This window comes from Butyrivibrio proteoclasticus B316 (assembly GCF_000145035.1).
In the GTDB taxonomy this organism is placed as follows: domain Bacteria; phylum Bacillota; class Clostridia; order Lachnospirales; family Lachnospiraceae; genus Butyrivibrio; species Butyrivibrio proteoclasticus.
Map to the genome: position 1 here is coordinate 77,501 of NC_014388.1, position 16,579 is coordinate 94,079.

A 16,579-nucleotide genomic window follows, 5' to 3' on the forward strand; every position below is an offset into this window, starting at 1 on the left:
TCTAACCAAGGATCTTGAAACAGGTCCGGGGACAATGTCTGCCGGGGAGTTTGACTGGGGCGGTCGCCTCCGAAAGGGTATCGGAGGCGCTCAAAGGTTCCTTCAGAATGGACGGAAACCATTCGAAGAGTGTAAAGGCATAAGGGAGCCTGACTGTGACACCGACGGGTGGAACAGATACGAAAGTAGGACTTAGTGATCCGGTGGTATGAAAGTGGGATTGCCATCGCTCAACGGATAAAAGCTACCCTGGGGATAACAGGCTTATCACTCCCAAGAGTTCACATCGACGGAGTGGTTTGGCACCTCGATGTCGGCTCATCGCATCCTGGGGCTGTAGCAGGTCCCAAGGGTTGGGCTGTTCGCCCATTAAAGCGGTACGCGAGCTGGGTTCAGAACGTCGTGAGACAGTTCGGTCCCTATCCGGCGCGGGCGTAGGATATCTGAGAGGAGCTGTCCTTAGTACGAGAGGACCGGGATGGACGGACCGCTGGTGTATCAGCTGCATCGCCAGATGCATAAGGCTGGGTAGCCACGTCCGGAAGGGATAAACGCTGAAGGCATCTAAGCGTGAAGCCCCCCTCAAGATGAGATATCCCTGCTTCGGCAGTAAGACCCCTTAGAGAGTATGAGGTTAGATAGGCACAAGGTGTAAGCATGGTAACGTGTTCAGCTGATGTGTACTAATAGGTCGAGGGCTTATCCAAAGAAGGTTAGGAACAAGAAAGAGGTTAGGATTTAGATTATCAGTGTTCGGTTTTGAAGATACAAGCATAAATTAAAAAGTTTAAAATAATAAGTGTCGTAGCAAAGATGTATGATTTCTCTGTTACGACACTTTTTTATTATTGTAAAATACTCTACTATTGATACTTGATTGCTGTAAATACTTATATCATTTTTGGGGATTATTGTAAAAATCTCATGCCATTATTTTTTGATTTTGGAAGAATTTTTTCAACTTTCTCTATATCTTCAGCTTCTGTTTCCTTGAATTTATCGACAATATCCTTTCTACAGTCAGGACACAATTTTCCTGACGAGACGGGTTTGCCGCATCTGTCGCAAACAGCCCCTAGATTAACAGCATTGGATGAGATAAGTCTTTCTTCGCGGACCCATTTTATCAATGTGTTAATTGGTACGCCCGTTGCCAGAAAAACTTCTTTTCCTTCAGCACCAGGATATTGATCAAGGAATTTTTTAACAAGTTGAAATTGAGCTTCATCTGTACGACGACATTCCGGGCAAAGGATATATCCGTAGCCCGGGTACTGAAATACTCTATGGCAAGTCGCGCAGTTTTTTAATTCCATATTATCTATTACTCTTTGCTATTAAGAACTATCTTTTAAGTTCCGATTAACAGAATCCAAAATATTACATTCTCTCATTTAAAAGATAATCCCATAAAAACATGGTGTCAATTAATAATCGGTATAATTATTCATAAAACAAAATTAAATAGTGTCCGATTATATAAGACGATTATATTATATTTAATATATTGTTAGACGAAAAAGAAAAATACTTAAAATTTTCTAAAATAGATAAGTAAAGAGCACTACATGAAGAGAAGAGAAAATAAGAAAGATGTATATTTATCCTGTGCGTATTATATGCGCTAAATATATTGAGAATGTAGCTGATTACAAGGAGAAAAGGTATGAAAATGGGGAAAATTACAGTAGATCCAAACTGCAGGATAAAGTTTAACAATAATGTGGACTACTGTGTTGGTACAGGTCGATTAGGGCTTGCGCTCACTGAAGAATATTTAAAAGAGCTGGAATTTGTTCAGAAGATGATAGGCTTCTCATATATAAGAGGCCATGGTCTTTTTTCTGATGATGTCTCTATTTATCATGAATACGAAGAAAATGGAGAAACAAAAGTAGAATATAACTATACTTATATTGATAGAATTATTGATAGCTATCTAAAGCTTGGTATAAGGCCGTATTTGGAACTTGGTTTTATGCCCGGGCAGCTTGCAAGCGGAACTCAGACTATTTTTTATTGGAAGGGAAATACCACACCGCCCAAGGACTACAAGAAGTGGACAGACATGGTGATTGCTCTTCTGGTGCATCTCAAAAAGCGCTATGGAGAAGAGGTTACAAGCTGGCCTATCGAAGTCTGGAATGAACCAAATCTTCCTGGATTCTGGTACAAAGCGGATATGGAAGAATATTTTAAGCTGTTCAAAGAAACATTTCTGGCAATTAAAGAATATGACTCACGGTTTAAGGTAGGTGGACCAGCAATTTGCGGAGTTAATGATGCCGTGTGGATTAAAGCTTTTCTTTCTTTTTGTAAAAGGGAAGGACTTCGTCCTGATCGGATAACAAGGCATCATTACACAGTTGAATTCCCTGAGCGAATTGGACATTATGACTATTCCAAGTTGGAAGACTCTGAGATGCGTTTTGCGAACCTAAAGTCTACAAGGGATATTGTGGATTCTTACGATGAATTTAAGGGACTTCCAATCCACCTTACAGAATTCAGCACATCATACACACCCAAAGGGGTAATCCACGATACCAATATCAATGCAGCTTATCTTGCACGACAATTATCGAGACTCGGTGATGACAACGAAGCATATTCTTACTGGACTTTCGGTGATGTGTTTGAGGAACAGGGGGTACCGGATTCTCTTTTCCATGGAGGATTTGGAATGGTAGCAGCAGGTAATATACCAAAGCCTACCTTTTGGACTTTCTATTTTTATAAACAGCTCAAGTTATTCAGCGATGAATGTGTTTATAGAGATGATAACGCAGTTATAGTCAAAAAAGACAATGGCTACTCTGGAATCCTGTGGAATATTGATGAGGAAGATGAAATCAGGGAACTTTTGATGGAAGTGACAGATAGTTCAGATTATACGCTTATTACAAAAACAGTTGATGAAAACTGTTGCAATCCATTGAAACTCTGGCATGATATCGGCGAACCGGCTTATCCAACGCATGCAGAGACTGAGCTAATTAAGAGCGCTGCGTGGCCATTGACAGAAAGTACAGTTATATCAGCAAAAGACGGAGTTGTGAGTAGTCAGATTACTGTAAACAGAAATGGAGTAGTATATTTTACTCTCACAAAGAGGCAGCTTACATCGGATCGCGGATATGATTATGACAAGGTAGTTTCCTACCACTAATATACTTAGCGACAAGGAATTTGTTTAACATGTTTTAGTATTTTAATTATTGTGTCCAGATAATTACTGCCTGAAATCATTTCAAGTTCGTCATCGGTCAGCTTAATACCGGAACTACTTAGTTTTTTTAATGCTTCATCAGCACTTTTTGAATTTTCGATATCCTTAATTAAATTGTTCATATCCATGATTATTCCTCCGTTAATATAAGGATGGTTTATTAAATACTACAATAATTATTACGATAATACGAGAATTAGAGCATTAGATTATTGTGAAAAAAATATGAAATAGTAATTAAAGAACGAGGCTTTCTTGCTTTTTCTGATAGAATAGTAGGAATGAAAGTTAGGGAATGGTTATAGATCAATGAATATTTTAAACGTAGAAAATGTATCAAAAACATATATGTCCAAGCCTGTTCTCAGTGATGTATCGGTGGGAATAAGCGATACGGACAAGATAGGTGTGGTTGGAACCAATGGTACAGGCAAATCAACTCTTTTATCGATAGTTGCAGGGGTTACAGAGCCTGATAGTGGGCAGATAGTTGCAAATAATGGGCTTAGAATTTCATATCTTCCGCAGAACCCTGTGTTTGACATGGACAAGAGCCTTTTGGAAAATATAGCAGACACAATTTATGCAGGAGGCGATCATTGGGACAAGATGGGCGAGATCAAGGCTAATCTCGCCAAGTTTGGAATAGATGATCCGGAGTGCAATCCATCTATTTTATCCGGTGGACAGAAAAAGAGAGCTGCGCTTGTAGCGGCAATCATGACACCATCAGATCTTTTGATCCTGGATGAGCCTACTAACCATCTGGATTCCGGTATGATAGAGTGGCTTGAGGATTTCTTGCAGCATTTCAGAGGAGCACTCCTGATGATCACTCATGACAGATACTTTTTGGACGAAGTAACCAATCAGATTCTGGAGATCGATAAAGGCAGTGTTTATCGCTATGAATCAAATTATTCAGGCTTCTTGGAGCTTAAGCAGCAGAGACTTGATTATGAGCAGGCTGCGGAGAGAAAAGCCCAATCGCTTTATCGCAAGGATCTGGCCTGGATGCTCAGAGGTGCAAGAGCCCGTTCTACCAAGCAGAAAGCTCATATTCAAAGATTTGAGGAGCTTCGTGACAGGCAAAAGCCAGAAGAGGAGAGATTTGTAGAGCTCAGTTCGCTTCCCAGCAGAATGGGGAATAAGACAATTATCCTTGAGAATATATCTAAATCCTATGAAGGGAAGAAACTTTTTAAAGACTTTTCCTATACCTTCAATAAGCTTGACAGAATAGGAATAATCGGGCCTAACGGCTGTGGCAAATCTACATTTTTAAAATGTATTATTGGCATGGTAGAACCTGATACAGGCACGGTAGAGATTGGCCAGACCATCAAGATAGGCTATTTTGGACAGGAAAATGAAGCCCTTGATGAGAGCAAAAGAGTTATAGACTATATCAAGGATACTGCGGAGTTTATCAGGACTGCAGAAGGACTTGTTTCTGCATCTGTAATGTGTGAGAGATTTCTTTTTACACCGGATATGCAGTATGCGCCTATAGCTAAGCTCTCCGGAGGGGAAAAGAGAAGACTGTATCTGCTAAGGGTTCTGATGGAACAACCTAATGTTATTATTCTTGATGAGCCTACTAACGATCTTGATATTCAGACACTCAGGATCCTGGAGGATTATCTTGACGGATTTGCAGGCATTATCATTACTGTCAGTCACGATAGATATTTTCTTGACCGAGTGGTTACAAGAATTTTTGCTTTTGAACCTGATGGAAGCCTGTATCAGAGCGAAGGCGGCTATTCAGATTATGTGGTTCACAAAAATGGGCTGGAAGATGCAGATGCTGCCACGGATTCCGGTAATAGGAAAAAGTCAGGAAATGCAAGTGGGAACAATAGTGCCGGCAGTAATAACGGTGACGATCAAGACGTGAAGTCCAATGGAAAATATCGAGCTCCGCGTGAAAAGACCAAGCTTTCCTATAAGGAGCAAAGAGAGTACGACACTATCGAAGAAGAGATTGAAAAACTTGAGCAAAAGAGTGAAGAACTTGAAGCTCAGATAGCTGAAGCTGCCACAGATTATCCAAGGCTGGTAGCTCTCAGTAAGGAAAAAGAAGAAGTAGATGCCGAAATTGAGCGTAAAATGGATAGATATGTTGAGCTGCAGGATATGGTTGATAGTTTTTCTAAATAAATAACTATTGCCAATTCGAACAGCTGTTCTTATAATGTTAGGTAGTGAGGTACAATATGGAATTATTAGAACAGCTCAACCATGCTCAAAAAGAGGCTGTAATTAGTACAGAAGGATATATTCGGGTAATAGCAGGTGCTGGAAGTGGCAAGACCAGAGCGCTTTCCACGCGCTTTGCATATCTTGTTAATGGCCTTGGCATTATGCCGGGGCATATTCTGTGCGTTACATTTACCAATAAATCTGCCAACGAGATGAGACAGCGAATACATGCACTTACCGGAGACAATGATACTGGGTATATCAATACCTTTCATGGATTTTGTGTATCGGTTCTTCAGGAAGATTCTCATGCAGTGCAGTATCCCAAGAATTTTCTGGTTCTTGATAATTCCGATATTGATGATATGCTCAAGATCATCTATGAAGAGAGAGGGCTGTCTCTTAGAGATATGACCTTTAGTTCAGCTCGAGATATGTTTGAGATCAGGAAGCTCTTCGAGGAACCTGAGTACTATTTAGATATGCTTACAATGCCGCTTGAAACGCTCAAGGATAAATATGATCAAGCGACAGAAGTTAAGGATATCTTGTTTTATGGCTATCTCTATCAAGAGAAGAAGTGCTTTGGACTTGATTATAACGACCTTATCAAGTTTACTCTTTATATATTCAGGGAGAATCCGGACATCAAGCTTAAATGGCAGAAAAGGCTTGAATACATTATGATCGACGAATTTCAGGATATTGACAGTCTGCAGTACGAGTTGATGGAGGTTTTGGCAGGTTATCACAAGAACCTGTTTATAGTAGGTGATCCGGATCAGACTATCTATACATGGCGCGGAGCCAATGTTAAGTATCTCTTGGACTTTGATCAGAACTTTCCTAGTGTTAAGACTATCATGATGAATGATAATTACAGGTCAACTCCACAGATACTTTATGCTGTCAATTCTCTTATAGACAAGAATCGCTATAGGATTAAAAAGGATCTGTTGCCTACTATTGCAGAAGGGGAGAGTGTCCTGTGCCATCTTGCCCCTAATACCACAGAAGAGGCTGACTGGATAACCGGTGAAATTCTTGTTCTGAAGGGTCTTGGCGTTCAGTACAAGGATATTACAATTTTATATAGAGCACATTATGTTACCAGAACTATAGAGGAAGGACTCATGAAAGAGAAAATTCCTTACACGATATATTCTGGAGTTCAGTTTTTTGGAAGGACAGAAATCAAGGATGCCCTGTGTTACCTTAGAATGCTGGTTTACAGGGATGATATTTCTTTTCGCCGTATTGCCAATGTCCCCAAGAGGAATCTTGGTAAAAGAAGGATGAGCTTTCTGGAACAATACGCTGCAGATAACAAGTGCTCTCTGTATGCTGCTTTGCATGAAAATCTGGATAATGAGCTGTTTAAAGGCACTAAGGCTGGGAAGTTCATTGACCTCATCGAGCATTTTGCAGCGAGCTATGAAGGACTTCCTGTGTCTGAAGTTCTGGCCAAAATATTAAATAACAGTGGTTATGAAGAAATGCTCAGAACAGAGGGAGCTCAGGACAGACTTGATAATCTTGCGGAGCTCAAACAGTCTGTATTTGAATATGAAACTACCTGTGGAGAAGAAGTTGGTCTTGAAGATTACCTCAAGCATATTGCGCTTTTTACCAACGCGGATTCAGATGCCGGAGATCAGGACAAAGTAAGACTTATGACTGTGCATGCGGCTAAGGGACTTGAGTTTCCTTATGTCTTCTTGTGCGGTATGAATGAGGGTATATTCCCTTCCAGAAAAGTTCGCACTTTGGAGGGAATGGAAGAAGAGAGAAGGCTGGCATTTGTTGCTATGACAAGAGCCCAGAAGAGACTCTTTATCACTGAGGCTGGTGGGAATACATTTGAGGGAATTCCCAGGTATCCCTCCAGATTTATCATGGATATAGATCCGGAATTGCTGGAATTTACCGAGAAACCTGATGACAATATGATCAAAGCTGTCAGGAAATTTATAGATAATGACAGTAGGCACCTTAAGGGCGCAGAGAAGCTGAACCTATTGGAAAAGGGGCAGCGTGTAAAACATGCTATTCTGGGAATTGGGACAGTTCTTGATATAAATTTGGATGAGGAGAGTTATCTGATCAAATTCGATGAAATGGATACTCCGAGACAGATTTCAATGAAGGTTAACCTGGCAAAAGAAGACTGAGATTATTAATATATATAAACGCAAACAAGCCACTTTCAGCAAGCTGAAAGTGGCTTTTAAAAAACAATAATAATTATTTAGATGCATTTTCTCCGGCGATTCTTCCAAAGACTACAATATCAGCAACAGCGTTTCCACCAAGTCTGTTAGCGCCGTGGATGCCGCCTGTAACTTCTCCGCAGGCATACAGGCCAGGGATTGGGGTTCCGTCAGTTGAAATGACCTGCGCATCTGTATTGATCTTAACGCCACCCATACAGTGGTGTATTCCGGGACCTACATTAACTGCGTAATATGGGCCGCTTGACAGGTCTGTAAGCGGAGTGCCTATATCCCTTGAAAAATCAGCATCTGTTCCGGAAGCTACGTATCCGGACCAGGTTTCAACAGTTTTGAGAAGGGCAGAAGTAGCATTTGAATCAAATTCCATAGCTGCAGCGAGATCTTCGAGAGTATCGCCCTTTACAAGATATCCGCTTTTATCCAGCTTCTTGATAACAGCAGAGCCCTCATACATTTCCTCATTGGCAATCAGCCAAACATTTCCACCGGTCTGAGCAACCTCTGCAGCAGAAACTGCATCTCTAGTACCGGTTTCATTTGTGAAACGAACACCTTCTCTGTTGACAAGGATGGCACCATCGCCTCGAAGGGCTTCACCTACAAGCGCGCCATCGGTCGGGATAACAGTAGGATGAAGCTGTATCTGTTCAAGATCAACGAAGTCTGCGCCTACTTCCCCAAGGAAATCTATTGCGTCACCACTTGCAGTGGCAACGTTGGTTGAGATATAGCCTGCAAGATCCGGACGGAGAGCGACTATTCTGTCCATGTTTCCGCCAAAACCACCGGTTGCAACGATGACAGCATTGGCATGGACGGTAATGTTTTCACCGTATTCGCCAATTCCACTAACACCACTGGCTTTACCGTCTTCCATTATAATCTTATTAACAGTAGCACCTGTTATTATTTCAACGCCCAATTCATCGAGCCTAACGCCCAGCGCAGATACAAGGAAGTTACCTACTGAAGTAACATTTCCTTCGGCATCTGTTGGTCTGTGAGTTCTCTTGGCACTAAGACCGCCCATGGTTCCAAGAGGACCGGATAGAGGAGCATTCTCTTTATCAAGCCAGTCTATTGCTTCTGACGTGTTCTCTGCCAGAGTTCTGACAAGTTCCGGATCGTTGATCTCTTTACCGCTCTTCATTGTATCTTCAACGAAAAGATCAACTGAATCTTCTACACCTTGTTCTTTTTCGTAGTGAGTCTCGGCAGCATTCATACCGGAGCTTGCTCTGCTGGTATTTCCGCCAAGGATATCGCTTTTTTCAAGAAGAATGACCTTTTTGCCATTTTCAGCAACAGTGATGGCCGCTGTCATTCCAGCGCCTCCGCCTCCAACAACTACTACATCAGCAGTTGCCTCATAATCCTCAGAAGCAGCGTTTCCCTTATGACTACCATCAGCAACAATCCCAGCTTCAGCGAGAGCTGTATTTACAGCAGAAAGGAATCCTCTTGAACTGTAGGTTGCGCCTGAAATTGCGTCAATCTGGGTGTTCTGAGTTTTGAGTATTTTGGTGCGAAGAGCTTTGATAGCACTGCCGCCGATAGATGGAGTTTCGCCTTCGGTCTGATATGTAATGTCTGTGATAGTACCATCTTCAACAAATACTGATACCTTGATTTCTCCTGCGAAGCCATCGGCTGCTCCATCATATTGATGACCTTCATGTTCAACAACATAGGTGCTGCCCCAGATACAGAAAGCAACCAGTCCTACACAGGCTATACAGGATATAATTCTTTTAGATAGTGTGCTCATGAATCTTTTCCTTTCACAAACAAACGAAATAACATCTACATATAATTACTATAATACAAATCAATAATTTTGTGACATCTTTTATCTAAAAATAATGTTTTGTTAACAATCTTTTTCTATGTATAGTCGCAAAATAGTCTTTTAAATTCTCGAAAAAACGACTATCATTAATATAATGAGGAGGATTATAGCGGTATATGTATTATGCAGCGGTTGCCTTTTTAGCTTTTACAGTAAATATAATATTGAACTGGAATTCTTTTAAGAACGCATGGAAAAAGACAGATGCGCGTGATACCAAGAAACTGTCGCTAATCCGTTACGGTCATTTTTTGCTTGCTGCTAATTGTTTCTTTCTAACGGAGATATGCTGGGGCATTATATATGATCATCATGACGTGCCGGAACTATTTCCTATTGTATATTCAATTACAGTTTTTTATTTCCTGTTCATGCTGCTGACTATGTTGACATGGGCACGTTATATAGTGGCCTACCTTAATAAAGGCAATTTTCGCAGTAAGATACTTACTATTGGAGCGTGGATTATGTTCCTGCTCGGTATCGGCTCTCTGATGCTCAACCGGTTTTATCATTTTATTTTTTCCTATAATGAGGCGCATGAATATATTCCGGAAAAAGGAAGTCTTGCTACGTTTATTTTTGTTCTTGCATTCTATGCCATACTCTCAATGCACATGTTAATAGCAGCGTACAAAACCAAGGGCAGTCAAAAAATAAGATATATGGCAGTGGCTTATACTAGCATGGCTCTGGGTATTTTTATGTTTCTGCAGATCCTTACCTCGTTCCTTCCACTGTATGTCATCGGCCTCCTGATTGCTATATGTATTGTCCATTCTTATGTAGAAGCCGGAGAAAAAAAGGAAAAAGAAATTCAGGACCATATTACGTCAATAATGGCGGAAGACTATGAAGCGATTTATTACTTTGATATAGAGACAGGAGAGTATATTGAGTTTTCCAGAAGCCAGAAATATTCTTTTTTGGATGTGACATATATAGGAAAAGACTTCTATAAGGAATCTCTTGATAATATTGAAAAAACTGTGCATCCTGATGACAAGGAGTATGCAAGAAGCCTATTTAATAAAGAAGCAATGATCAAGAATCTTGAAGGAAAAAGGTCTTTTTCATACAAATACAGGTTGATGGTTGATGGATATCCCAGATATTTCCTCTTTACATACAGAGGCGCCGGAGATGATAAACACATTATCCTTTATGAAAAAGATATAGATGATGAGCTCATGGCTGAGAAAAAAATCCATGAGAATCAGGAAAAGAGCATTACATTTAGCCGTATTGCTGAAAGTCTTGCTACCAACTATGATGCTATCTACTATGTTGATGCAGTTGATTCCTCGTATGTCAGTTTCGAAGCTAATGATATCTTTGGACAGCTTCAGGTTAGCCAGCTTGGCAAAGAGTTCTTTGAGGAATGTTATAGTAATATTCCAAAGATCATTCATGAACAGGATCGCAACCGAGTTGTTGAGTTTCTGGATAGAGACAAAATGATCACAGCTCTCGATAATCACAGGAGTAGTTCTATTGAGTACCGACTACTGGTAGATGGTTCCTCCCAATATCTTAGGATGATAGCCCGTAGGAGTAGTGATAGATCACACTTTATTATTTGCGTAGAGAATATTGATGATGAGGTCAGACGAGAAAAGCAGCGCCTCAAAGAGCTGAAGACTGAAAAAGAGCTTGCTAGGCGAGATGAGCTAACGGGAATTAAGAATAAATACGCATATAAAGAGCTGGAAGAGTCAATACAGGGAAATATGGACCACGGCCTCGATTACTTGCCATATGCTCTTATTGTATGTGATGCTAACGATCTCAAAAAGATCAATGATACTTTGGGCCATGTTGCCGGGGATGAATACCTCAAAGCGGCTGCCAAGCTCTTGTGCTATACCTTTGTGCATAGCCCTGTTTTCAGGATTGGCGGGGACGAATTTGCAGTTTTTCTCAGGGGCGACGATTATTATATTAGAGAAGAACTCATGGAAAAACTACGTAATCAGGTGCTTGAGAATCAAAAAGCCGGAAACGGAGTTGTGCTTGCTTCGGGAATGTCGGAATATAATCCAAAGACAGACACAGTGGTATCAGATGTGTTTGAACGAGCGGATAAGGCGATGTATGAGAATAAGAGAAAACTGAAAGGACAATAAATGATATTGGAACCACTGCTTACGGAGACAAATCGTATAGCAGTGGTTTTTACATTTTACTATATATTGTCCACAAAAGTGGCTATAATCATGTCTATAAGGTGTTTATCACATTTTGGCGGGAGTATATGGTATGGATATAAGATTTTTGGAAAAAGAAAAAGTATTTGTAATTGACACTGAGAACACTAGCTATGTCATGGGGATTTCCGGTGAAGAAGGGCTTTTAGGACATCTATATTATGGGGATAAAATAGATAGCTCAGATGTAGCATATCTGTGGAAAACTGTCGAACCTCAGGTGAATCCGACAGTGGATATGAGGGACAGGAGCTCTTTCCTTGACAGATTTCCTTTTGAGTATTCCTCTAACAACGTTGGAGATTACAGGAAGAGCAGCATAGAGATAACTGATAGTAACGGACATACAAGTCTTTTGCTATGCTATGAATCCCATGAGATATTTGGCGGTAAAAGAGCTATAGCAGGACTTCCGGCTACTTTTGGAACTGCAGATGATTCCATGAGCCTTGAAATAGTACTTGCAGATAAGGTTGTTGGGATCAGGTGTATTTTGTCATACAGCATTTTTGCCGGACTTGATGTGATCGCAAGATCGGTAAGGCTCGAGAACTTGTCAGATAACACAGTCTATATTGATAAAGTAATGTCTTTTACCATGGATATGGATCAGGAGGATTATAAATTACTGACGCTTCATGGATCATGGGCAAGAGAGCGCTGGATGGATTTTAGGGAAATCGGATTTGGAGATACTTCCATTGAATCCTTCAGAGGAGAGTCCTCGCACCAGTTCCAGCCATTCATGGCATTGGTACAAAAAGAGGATTCGCAGGATACAGGTAAGGTTTATGGTTTTTCTTTTGTCTATTCCGGTAATTTTGAGGCTGGAGTAACAAAGAGCCAGTTTAACAGTTTAAGAGTATACATGGGAATCGGAGCCAAAAACTTTAGATGGACATTAAGGCCGGGTGAAAAATTTGATGCCCCTGAAGTTGTAATGACTTATTCAGCTGGTGGCCTTGGAAAGATGACCAGGACTTTCCATGATCTTTTCAGAAATCACTTGATTAGAAGCAAGTACAAGGATATGGAGCGCCCTATCCTGATCAATAACTGGGAAGCTACTTATTTTGATTTTGACAGTGACAAACTCATCGCTATTGCCAGAGAAGCCAAGAAAAGCGGAATTGAAATGCTGGTAATGGATGATGGCTGGTTTGGAGAGCGAAATGATGATAATTCCAGCCTTGGAGACTGGTATGTCAACGAGGATAAGCTTAAGGGCGGACTTAAAAAATTAGTAGATGAAGTAAATTCTCTAGGGATGAAATTCGGCATATGGATGGAGCCTGAGATGGTTTCTCCCAGATCAAAGCTCTTTGAAGCGCACCCGGATTGGGCTATACAGATTCCTAGAAGAACACCTTGCAGGAGCAGAAATCAGTTGGTGCTTGACATCACCAGGCAGGAAGTGCGCGATTATATATATGGAAGGATCAGAGCTATCCTTACAAGTGCCAACATTGAATATGTTAAGTGGGATATGAACAGGCAGTTGTGTGACCTGGGTTCTCTGGGACTGGACAAAGAGTCACAGGGAGAGCTAAGCCATAGATATATGCTGGCAGTATATGAGCTTCAGGAGCGCATGATAACTGAGTTTCCGGACCTTCTTCTTGAGAACTGTTCCGGAGGAGGAGCAAGATTTGATGCAGGAATGTTGTACTACAGTCCTCAGATTTGGTGCTCGGATGATACAGATGCAATTGAAAGGCTTGTAATACAGGAAGGAACAAGCCTCATTTTCCCTCTTAGTACTATGGGAGCACATGTATCTGACTGCCCTAACCACACAGTTGGAAGGACTACGCCTTTTAAGACACGCGGAGATGTTGCTCTAGCGGGAACATTCGGGTATGAGCTTGATATTACCAGGATTCCTGAAGAGGATAGGGCTGATATTCCTCGACAGGTTGCTGTATATCATAAGTACAATCATCTTGTAAGGGGCGGAGATTACTATAGAATTGCCTCCTATCAGAGAAATCATGAATATGACGCATATATAGTAGTTAGTAAGGATAAAAAAGAAGCACTGATAACCTATGTTCAGGTGGTTGCAAAGCCTAATTCTTCGAGGAAGTTACTCAAAGTTCCTGGACTTTTAGCAGATGTACGTTATCAGCTTGAAGGAAGCGATGAAGAGATTCTTGGAGCTACCCTTGAAAAAGTGGGACTGTCTGTGAATCCGCTAAATGGAGATTACAGGTCAGAACTGATACATTTGATAGCCAGGAAATAAATATAAACTGCCTTTCTTTTTGCTTCCTTTTTGCATGGGGGAAATGGCCGGGATTACCCGAAAACTGGATTATCAGAATCTGCTTGGAATGAATGTGTTGATAATGCGAATCTGATATATAACATATTTATAATATATAATAAATCACATGATAAAACATGTTACTTGCGAGGGCATTTACATAATGGTAGAATGATGAAAATCATGCAGACATAGCCATGTTTGTAAATCTATAAGATCAGAATAGGAATAAGAGGCACATTAATGAATAACAGACTTAGACAGATAGGCTTTTTGATACAGGGCTGGCTCTCACGCGCTTTGTATGGCAGAAATGGTTTTGATAACCTGGCAAGAACATGTAATGCAATTGCACTTATACTTCTTGTGATAAATATATTTGCTCAGAGCGTAGTGGTATATTTTATCTGGGTTGTTCTTTTTGGATATTCTCTTTTCAGGGTATACTCCAAGAACATTACCAAAAGATATGCAGAAAATCAGAAATTCTTACAGATAACTGAGAGCCCCAGAAGATATGCGAATCTCATGAGACTGCAGTGGAGAGACAGAGAAGTCAGTAGATATTATATCTGTAAAAAATGTCATCAGCAGATCAGAGTGCCTAAGGGAAAAGGCAGGATCGAGATCAGATGTCCTAAATGTGGGGAACGTTTTATAAAGAGGACATGAGGCCTGTTAGAAGAGAGAAAAACTGAATAAAACAAGGGGTTTATAGAACAGTAAAAAATGTTTTGGATTATAGCAACACTTTGCGCCTTTTATGTAAAAGGGTTATGCGGATTTGCAAACACACTTGTGTTTACATCAATACTGAGTTTTGGAACAGCCAATATAAATATTTCTCCGGTGGAGCTTCTGCTGGGATATCCAACAAACCTGATAATAAGCTGGAAAGAGAGGAGACATATTGATCTTAAGATATGTATTCCTCTTTCTCTTATGGTAATAGTTGGAAGCCTGGGAGGAGTTTTTTTTCTGAAAAATGCTGACGTTTCTGTTATAAAGATCATCTTCGGAGTTCTGGTGGCCCTTGTTGGTGCTGAAATGCTGGTAAGAGAGTTGCCTCAGAGGCAGGCGAAGAGCTCTAAACTTCTGCTCACAATAATAGGAATTGTTTCGGGAGTACTGTGCGGACTCTACGGCGTAGGTGCCCTGCTTGGGGCGTATATAGGCAGGACTACCACCAATGCCGATGAATTTAAGGCTAATATCTGCACGGTATTCATGATCGAGAATACATTCAGGATAATTCTGTATGGATTTTATGGGATCATTACTTTATCTGCACTGAGGCAGGCACTTACACTTGCGCCTTTTATGCTGATAGGACTGATCGCAGGAATGCTTAGTGCCAAAATAATTGATGAAAAAATGGTCAAAAGAATAGTGATCATTATGCTCATAGTATCAGGAATAGCACTGATTCTGACTGTTTAAGATAAAAAGCACTCTAGGAGATGTTTGATAAGTATGTTGCTCTTGGAAAAAAGACTAAGTTTCCTAATGTTAATATCTATGATGGATTTGCAGAGAACTATGATTCCTACAGTGCTGAGAGATCTGCTGTAACTATAATATCCATGCGTTAAGCGTGTAGATGAAGGGATATGCTACTTTGTCTGATAACTATAAAAAAATAACAATTAAAGAATACTTGAGGTTGCAAAGAGGCTGAACTATGTACCAAACCTTAACGGTAGAAATCTCAAGGCACAGGTCAGTATGAATGCCGGAGTACCTGTAATGTTCGGCGTCCTCACTACAGATACAATAGAGCAGGCTGTTGAGAGGGCAGGCACAAAAGCCGGCAACAAGGGCTTTGAATGTGCTCAGGGAGCAATTGAAATGGTTAATCTCATAAGGGAGATGAATCATTAAAGATTTTGTCTCATCCTGAATATGAGTGTAAAATGTAATGAGTAGAATAGCATGGGATGAATGAAACATAAATCCTATAGCAGATAAATTTTTAGATGTTGAACCTGATAAGCAATAGCTATGAAAGAAAAGAGGGACTTATGGTAAAAGAAATAGTTGGAGATCTTTTAAGACAGCCTGTAGATATTGTAGCCCATCAGACGAATTGCGCGGGTAAAATGGGAGCGGGAGTCGCACTTGCAATAAAAAAGCAGCTGCTTACTTCTGACGCTTATGAGAAATATAAGTCAATATGCAAGGAACAGGGCTCTGATCTTTTGGGTAAGACACAGCTCCTCGAGGCACCGGACGGGCGGATTATAGCCAACTGCTTTGGGGAAAATATTCCTACCGGAAAAGGCAGAGATACTGATTATGACGCTCTTATGCATAGCATTGCCAAGGTTCGAAACTACGCAAAAAGAAGCGATCCAATGCTCTCTGTCGGGGTGCCCGGCTTAATAGGATGCGGCCTTGCCGGAGGTGATTGGCGAATTGTAAGAGATATGTTATACAAGCTATTTGGCGGAGAAGGCGAGCCTGATCTATACATTTGCTATCTGGATGAAAAAGAGTATAGGAAATGGAATTATTAGGAGCAAACTTGATTTAATTACGTTCTCATCTATACTAAAGATTCGTTTATGGAGATAACCGATAAAAGGTGGT

General features: G+C 40.7%; 12 protein-coding genes, 1 rRNA gene and 1 pseudogene (1 of these 14 only partly in view). 11 read left to right on the forward strand and 3 right to left on the reverse strand.

Annotation, left to right across the window (positions count from 1 at the left end):
* Positions 1 to 707 (forward strand): 23S ribosomal RNA (locus BPR_RS15375) (it extends 2,154 nt beyond the left edge of the window).
* Positions 708 to 908: 201 nt separating this feature from the next.
* Here BPR_RS15375 and BPR_RS15380 read toward each other — a convergent pair.
* Complete coding sequence (locus tag BPR_RS15380) at positions 909 to 1,316, reverse strand: hypothetical protein (protein ID WP_026663115.1); 408 nt, start codon at positions 1,314 to 1,316, stop codon at positions 909 to 911.
* A 350-nt stretch (positions 1,317 to 1,666) separates the two neighbouring features.
* On the opposite strand from BPR_RS15380, the gene BPR_RS15385 reads away from it, so the two are divergent.
* The gene (locus BPR_RS15385; protein WP_013282401.1) at positions 1,667 to 3,169 is read left to right on the forward strand and encodes a GH39 family glycosyl hydrolase; all 1,503 of its coding nucleotides are present in this window, start codon (positions 1,667 to 1,669) and stop codon (positions 3,167 to 3,169) included.
* Between the two features lie 5 nt (positions 3,170 to 3,174).
* Here the strand turns inward: BPR_RS15385 and BPR_RS15390 are convergent, their stop codons facing one another.
* Positions 3,175 to 3,357 carry a hypothetical protein gene (locus BPR_RS15390; protein ID WP_042258309.1) on the reverse strand — a complete coding sequence of 61 codons (183 nt, stop codon included), beginning with the start codon at positions 3,355 to 3,357 and terminating at the stop codon, positions 3,175 to 3,177.
* Positions 3,358 to 3,538: 181 nt separating this feature from the next.
* Between BPR_RS15390 and BPR_RS15395 the strand changes: the two genes are divergently transcribed.
* Together BPR_RS15395 and BPR_RS15400 are read left to right on the forward strand one after the other, a co-directional pair.
* Positions 3,539 to 5,392 (forward strand): ABC-F family ATP-binding cassette domain-containing protein, encoded by a 1,854-nt coding sequence (locus BPR_RS15395; protein WP_013282402.1) that lies wholly within the window; start codon positions 3,539 to 3,541, stop codon positions 5,390 to 5,392.
* Between the two features lie 56 nt (positions 5,393 to 5,448).
* Positions 5,449 to 7,605: an ATP-dependent helicase gene (locus tag BPR_RS15400; protein ID WP_013282403.1), complete on the forward strand. Its 2,157-nt coding sequence runs from the start codon at positions 5,449 to 5,451 to the stop codon at positions 7,603 to 7,605.
* A gap of 73 nt (positions 7,606 to 7,678) precedes the next feature.
* Here the strand turns inward: BPR_RS15400 and BPR_RS15405 are convergent, their stop codons facing one another.
* Complete coding sequence (locus BPR_RS15405; RefSeq protein ID WP_013282404.1) at positions 7,679 to 9,436, reverse strand: flavocytochrome c; 1,758 nt, start codon at positions 9,434 to 9,436, stop codon at positions 7,679 to 7,681.
* A 197-nt stretch (positions 9,437 to 9,633) separates the two neighbouring features.
* On the opposite strand from BPR_RS15405, the gene BPR_RS15410 reads away from it, so the two are divergent.
* The 7 genes and pseudogenes from BPR_RS15410 to BPR_RS15435 all read left to right on the forward strand — a co-directional run bounded on the left by BPR_RS15410 (position 9,634) and on the right by BPR_RS15435 (position 16,506).
* A complete protein-coding gene (locus BPR_RS15410) occupies positions 9,634 to 11,643 on the forward strand; it encodes a GGDEF domain-containing protein (protein WP_013282405.1) in 2,010 nt (669 codons plus the stop codon).
* Positions 11,644 to 11,776: 133 nt separating this feature from the next.
* Positions 11,777 to 13,969 (forward strand): alpha-galactosidase, encoded by a 2,193-nt coding sequence (locus BPR_RS15415; protein ID WP_013282406.1) that lies wholly within the window; start codon positions 11,777 to 11,779, stop codon positions 13,967 to 13,969.
* 264 nt (positions 13,970 to 14,233) lie between these two features.
* A complete protein-coding gene (locus BPR_RS15420; protein ID WP_013282407.1) occupies positions 14,234 to 14,662 on the forward strand; it encodes a zinc ribbon domain-containing protein in 429 nt (142 codons plus the stop codon).
* A gap of 57 nt (positions 14,663 to 14,719) precedes the next feature.
* Positions 14,720 to 15,430, forward strand: a complete 711-nt coding sequence (locus BPR_RS15425; protein WP_013282408.1) for a sulfite exporter TauE/SafE family protein — start codon at positions 14,720 to 14,722, stop codon at positions 15,428 to 15,430.
* 20 nt (positions 15,431 to 15,450) lie between these two features.
* A complete protein-coding gene (locus BPR_RS21500) occupies positions 15,451 to 15,582 on the forward strand; it encodes a hypothetical protein (protein WP_275450183.1) in 132 nt (43 codons plus the stop codon).
* A gap of 121 nt (positions 15,583 to 15,703) precedes the next feature.
* Positions 15,704 to 15,871: pseudogene (locus BPR_RS15430) on the forward strand (6,7-dimethyl-8-ribityllumazine synthase); the annotation flags it as partial.
* Positions 15,872 to 15,966: 95 nt separating this feature from the next.
* Entirely contained in the window at positions 15,967 to 16,506 is a 540-nt protein-coding gene (locus BPR_RS15435; protein ID WP_242662256.1) for a macro domain-containing protein, read from the forward strand.
* Positions 16,507 to 16,579 lie beyond the last annotated feature (73 nt).